Source organism: Arthrobacter agilis, from assembly GCF_002953615.1.
GTDB lineage: Bacteria > Actinomycetota > Actinomycetes > Actinomycetales > Micrococcaceae > Arthrobacter_D > Arthrobacter_D agilis_B.
The window spans coordinates 1,860,787-1,865,489 of the sequence record NZ_CP024915.1 but is presented as its reverse complement, the minus strand read 5'-3'; the positions used below and the strand labels follow the sequence as shown (position 1 = coordinate 1,865,489).

General features: G+C 64.2%; 8 protein-coding genes. All 8 read left to right on the top strand.

Features of this window, described 5'->3' with window-relative positions; all coding sequences use genetic code 11:
* The first annotated feature begins 459 nt into the window (after positions 1-459).
* Complete coding sequence (gene rpsJ / locus CVO76_RS08995) at positions 460-768, top strand: 30S ribosomal protein S10 (protein ID WP_026531952.1); 309 nt, start codon at positions 460-462, stop codon at positions 766-768.
* Positions 769-784: 16 nt separating this feature from the next.
* Positions 785-1,441: a 50S ribosomal protein L3 gene (gene rplC, locus CVO76_RS08990; RefSeq protein WP_133082408.1), complete on the top strand. Its 657-nt coding sequence runs from the start codon at positions 785-787 to the stop codon at positions 1,439-1,441.
* A gap of 4 nt (positions 1,442-1,445) precedes the next feature.
* The gene (gene rplD / locus CVO76_RS08985; protein ID WP_133082409.1) at positions 1,446-2,069 is read left to right on the top strand and encodes a 50S ribosomal protein L4; all 624 of its coding nucleotides are present in this window, start codon (positions 1,446-1,448) and stop codon (positions 2,067-2,069) included.
* Positions 2,066-2,371 (top strand): 50S ribosomal protein L23, encoded by a 306-nt coding sequence (gene rplW, locus CVO76_RS08980; protein WP_026531955.1) that lies wholly within the window; start codon positions 2,066-2,068, stop codon positions 2,369-2,371. The genes rplD and rplW overlap by 4 nt, the downstream gene beginning before the upstream one ends.
* A gap of 31 nt (positions 2,372-2,402) precedes the next feature.
* On the top strand, positions 2,403-3,242 hold the full coding sequence (rplB, locus tag CVO76_RS08975; RefSeq protein WP_104050959.1) for a 50S ribosomal protein L2: 840 nt from the start codon (positions 2,403-2,405) through the stop codon (positions 3,240-3,242).
* A 12-nt stretch (positions 3,243-3,254) separates the two neighbouring features.
* Positions 3,255-3,536: a 30S ribosomal protein S19 gene (gene rpsS, locus CVO76_RS08970; RefSeq protein WP_026549122.1), complete on the top strand. Its 282-nt coding sequence runs from the start codon at positions 3,255-3,257 to the stop codon at positions 3,534-3,536.
* Positions 3,537-3,573: 37 nt separating this feature from the next.
* Positions 3,574-3,939, top strand: a complete 366-nt coding sequence (rplV, locus tag CVO76_RS08965; protein ID WP_055768073.1) for a 50S ribosomal protein L22 — start codon at positions 3,574-3,576, stop codon at positions 3,937-3,939.
* A partial coding sequence (gene rpsC / locus CVO76_RS08960; RefSeq protein ID WP_208739017.1) for a 30S ribosomal protein S3 occupies positions 3,940-4,703 on the top strand: 764 nt, incomplete at its 3' end. It abuts the gene before it with no gap.

Here is a 4,703-nt window from a genome sequence, read left to right as displayed (position 1 = left end):
CCGGTAGGCGACAGGAAGGCCCCCGCCGTATCCACGGCGGGGGCCTTCTCGTCGCCGGGGTGGGGGAGGGGCGTCCCAGTAGCGCAGATCACCCCTACCCCGCTGGGCCCCGGTTCGCAATCATCGCGGTAATCTGCCACACTGGATAAGTTGTTCAAGCGCCGGCGCACGCGGTTCGAGACTTCTTCCCGGTCAGGATAATGCCTGATGCAGGGATCGAGTCCGCCGAGGCGCAGGGCCCAAATATAGTCCACCCCGTTCGGCTCGTCCGAAATCAGCGGACCGTGCGTGTCAGGAAGTGCGACACGCCCGAGCGCGGGGGTCGGAGCCCTGGCAGGGTGAGGAACCCGGATCTGTCCGGATTCAGTCTGCTCAGGAAGCGTCGTACAACGGACGCAGGAAATGTACGTACGTACCGGAACTGCCCAGGCAGTTATGTAGAGAGAGAGTCGAGACGCCATGGCGGGACAAAAAATCCGCATCCGGCTGAAGTCATATGACCACGAGGTCATCGATGTTTCAGCACGGAAGATCGTTGAGACGGTGACGCGCGCAGGCGCAACGGTAGTGGGCCCCGTGCCCCTGCCCACGGAGAAGAACGTTTTCGTTGTCATCCGGTCCCCGCACAAGTACAAGGACAGCCGTGAGCACTTCGAAATGCGTACTCACAAGCGTCTGATCGACATCATTGATCCCACGCCCAAGGCCGTCGATTCGCTGATGCGTCTCGACCTGCCTGCGGACGTGAACATCGAAATCAAGCTGTAAGGGAGAGCGGATACCTATGTCTACTTCACTTACGCGCCAGGTCAAGGGCCTGCTGGGCATCAAGCTCGGCATGACCCAGGTCTGGGACGAGAACAACATCCTCATCCCCGTGACCGTCGTCCAGGCGGACTCGAACGTCATCACGCAGCTCCTCAGCGAGGACAAGGACGGCTACACCGCTGTCCAGATCGGCTTCGGCCAGATCGATCCCCGCAAGGTCACCAAGCCGCTCGCCGGCCACTTCGACAAGGCAGGCGTCACGCCCCGCCGTCACGTGGTCGAACTGCGTACGTCCGACGCCGACACCTACTCGCTCGGCCAGGAACTCTCCGTCGAGATGTTCGAGGCCGGCCAGACCGTCGACGTCATCGGCACCACCAAGGGCAAGGGCTTCGCCGGTGTCATGAAGCGCCACGGGTTCCACGGTGTTGGAGCCTCACACGGTGCACACAAGAACCACCGCAAGCCCGGTTCCATCGGTGGAGCATCCACCCCCAGCCGCGTCTTCCGTGGAATGAAAATGGCAGGCCGCATGGGCGCCGTTCGTCAGACCACGCTGAACCTCCGGGTCCACGCCGTCGACGCCGAGAAGTCGCTGCTGCTGATCAAGGGTGCCGTCCCCGGCGCCCGCGGCCAGGTCGTCCTCGTACGCACCGCCGTGAAGGGAGCATAGCCAAATGGCTGCCAACACCGTAAACGTCGATCTCCCCGCGGAGATCTTCGACGCACAGACCAACGTGCCGCTGCTGCACCAGGTCGTCGTGGCTCAGCTTGCCGCCGCCCGCCAGGGTACGCACAAGACGAAGACCCGCGCCGAGGTCAGTGGCGCAGGCCGCAAGCCGTTCAAGCAGAAGGGAACCGGTCGTGCCCGCCAGGGTTCGATCCGCGCCCCCCACATGACCGGCGGCGGTGTCGTCCACGGACCCACCCCCCGCGACTACAGCCAGCGCACCCCCAAGAAGATGATCGCCGCAGCCCTGCGCGGAGCGCTCTCGGACCGGGCACGCAACGGCCGTATCCACGTCCTCGAGTCCCTCGTTCCCGGCGGCAAGCCGTCGACCAAGGGTGCCATCGAGACCCTGCGTGCGATCTCCGAGCGGCCCCGCCTGCTCGTCGTGATCGAGCGTGCCAACGACGTCGCAGCACTGTCGGTGCGCAACGTCCCCGAGGTACACGTCCTCTATGTAGACCAGCTCAACACGTACGACGTGCTGGTGTCCGACGACGTGATCTTCACCAAGGCCGCCTACGACCAGTTCGTCGGTACGCCTGCTGTCATCACCGAGGAGGATGCCAAGTGAGCGGCACCATCGCAAAGGATCCGCGCGACGTCGTCATTGCACCCGTCGTCTCGGAGAAGAGCTACGGCCTGATCGACGAAGGCAAGTACACCTTCCTGGTCGACCCCCGCTCGAACAAGGAAGAAATCAAACTGGCGGTCGAGAAGATCTTCTCCGTGAAGGTCGACTCCATCAACACCATCAATCGGGTTGGCAAGCGCAAGCGCACCAAGTTCGGCTGGGGCCAGCGCAAGGGCACCAAGCGTGCCATCGTGTCCCTCAAAGAGGGCTCGATCGACATCTTCGGCGGTCCGCTCTCCTAGAGCGGAGACCACTTTAACGAGGAATTGAGTTATGGGAATCCGTAAATACAAGCCGACAACTCCGGGCCGTCGTGGCTCGAGCGTTGCCGACTTCGCTGAAATCACCCGATCGACGCCGGAGAAGTCGCTGGTACGTCCCCTTCCCAAGAAGGGTGGACGTAACAACACCGGTAAGATCACGACCCGCCACAAGGGCGGTGGACACAAGCGTCAGTACCGCCTGATCGACTTCCGCCGCCACGACAAGGACGGCGTCGACGCCCGCGTCGCAGAGATCGAGTACGATCCCAACCGCACCGCGCGCATCGCCCTCCTGCACTACGTCGACGGCACCAAGCGCTACATCATCGCGCCGAACAAGCTCAAGCAGGGCGACTTCGTCGAGGCCGGGGCCGGGGCCGACATCAAGCCCGGCAACAACCTGCCGCTGCGCAACATCCCCGTGGGTACCGTCATCCACGCCGTCGAGCTCCGCCCGGGTGGCGGCGCGAAGATGGCGCGTTCCGCCGGTGCATCGGTCCAGCTCGTCGCCAAGGAAGGCCGCTTCGCCCAGCTGCGACTGCCCTCCGGCGAGATCCGCAACGTCGACGTGCGCTGCCGCGCGACGATCGGCGAGGTAGGCAACGCCGAGCAGTCGAACATCAACTGGGGCAAGGCCGGCCGTAACCGCTGGAAGGGCATCCGCCCGACCGTCCGCGGTGTCGCCATGAACCCGGTCGACCACCCGCACGGTGGTGGCGAGGGCAAGACCTCCGGTGGACGCCACCCGGTCAACCCGAACGGTAAGGCCGAAGGCCGTACCCGTCGCCCCAACAAAGAGAGCGATTCACTCATCGTGCGTCGCCGTCGTTCCGGCAAGAACAAGCGATAGGAGCCTGGAGACATGCCACGCAGCCTGAAGAAAGGCCCCTTCGTCGATCAGCACCTTTATGTAAAGGTCGCTCGCGAGAACGAATCGGGCACGAAGAACGTCATCAAGACGTGGTCCCGCCGCTCCATGATCGTCCCCGACATGCTCGGGCACACGATCGCGGTGCACGACGGACGCAAGCACATCCCGGTGTTCGTCACCGAGTCGATGGTCGGGCACAAGCTCGGCGAATTCGCTCCCACGCGGACTTTCCGCGGCCATGTTAAGGACGACCGCAAGGGCAAGCGCCGCTAGGCGCTGCTCTTACGGCTAAGACGAGAGAAGGAAAGCAATGGAAGCCAAGGCTATTGCGCGTCATATCCGCGTAACGCCTATGAAGGCCCGGCGCGTCGTCAACCTTGTTCGTGGTAAGCAGGCGAATGAGGCTCTGGCTATTCTGAAGTTTGCCCCACAGGTTGCTTCGGAGCCGGTTTTCAAGGTGGTCCAGTCGGCGATGGCCAACGCACGAGTCCTCGCGGACCGTGACGGCGTCGCCTTCGACGAGGACAACCTCATCATCAGCGAAGCATTCGTTGACGAAGGCCCCACGATGAAGCGGTTCCGTCCGCGAGCCCAGGGCCGCGCGTTCCGCATCAACAAGCGGACCAGCCACATCACGGTTGTCGTCGCTACCCCTGAGAAAGTGGAGGTCCGCTAAGTGGGACAGAAAGTAAACCCGCACGGGTTCCGACTCGGCATCACCACCGACCACAGGTCACACTGGTTCGCCGACAGCAACAAGCCGGGCCAGCGCTACCGTGACTTCGTCCGCGAAGACATCAAGATCCGCCAGCTCATGTCGACCGGCATGGACCGTGCCGGCATCGCCAAGGTCGAGATCGAGCGCACCCGCGACCGCGTCCGCGTGGACATCCACACGGCACGTCCGGGCATCGTCATCGGCCGCCGTGGAGCAGAGGCGGACCGCATCCGCGGCGAGCTCGAGAAGCTCACCGGCAAGCAGGTGCAGCTGAACATTCTCGAGGTCAAGAACCCCGAGATCGAGGCGCAGCTCGTCGCACAGGGCATCGCCGAGCAGCTTTCCTCCCGCGTGGCGTTCCGTCGCGCGATGAAGAAGGCCATGCAGTCCGCACAGCGTGCCGGCGCGAAGGGCATCCGTGTCCAGTGCTCCGGTCGCCTGGGTGGCGCCGAAATGAGCCGCTCGGAGTTCTACCGCGAGGGACGCGTTCCCCTGCACACGCTCCGCGCCAACATCGACTACGGCTTCTTCGAAGCGAAGACCACCTTCGGCCGCATCGGCGTGAAGGTCTGGATCTACAAGGGTGATGTCACGGCGAAGGAACTCGCAGCCCAGGCTGCAGCAGCTCCGTCCCGTGGCCGCGGTGGAGACCGTCCGGGCCGTGGCCCCGCCGGCGCCGACCGTGGTGGAGACCGCGGAGGCGACCGTCGTCGCCGCGCCCC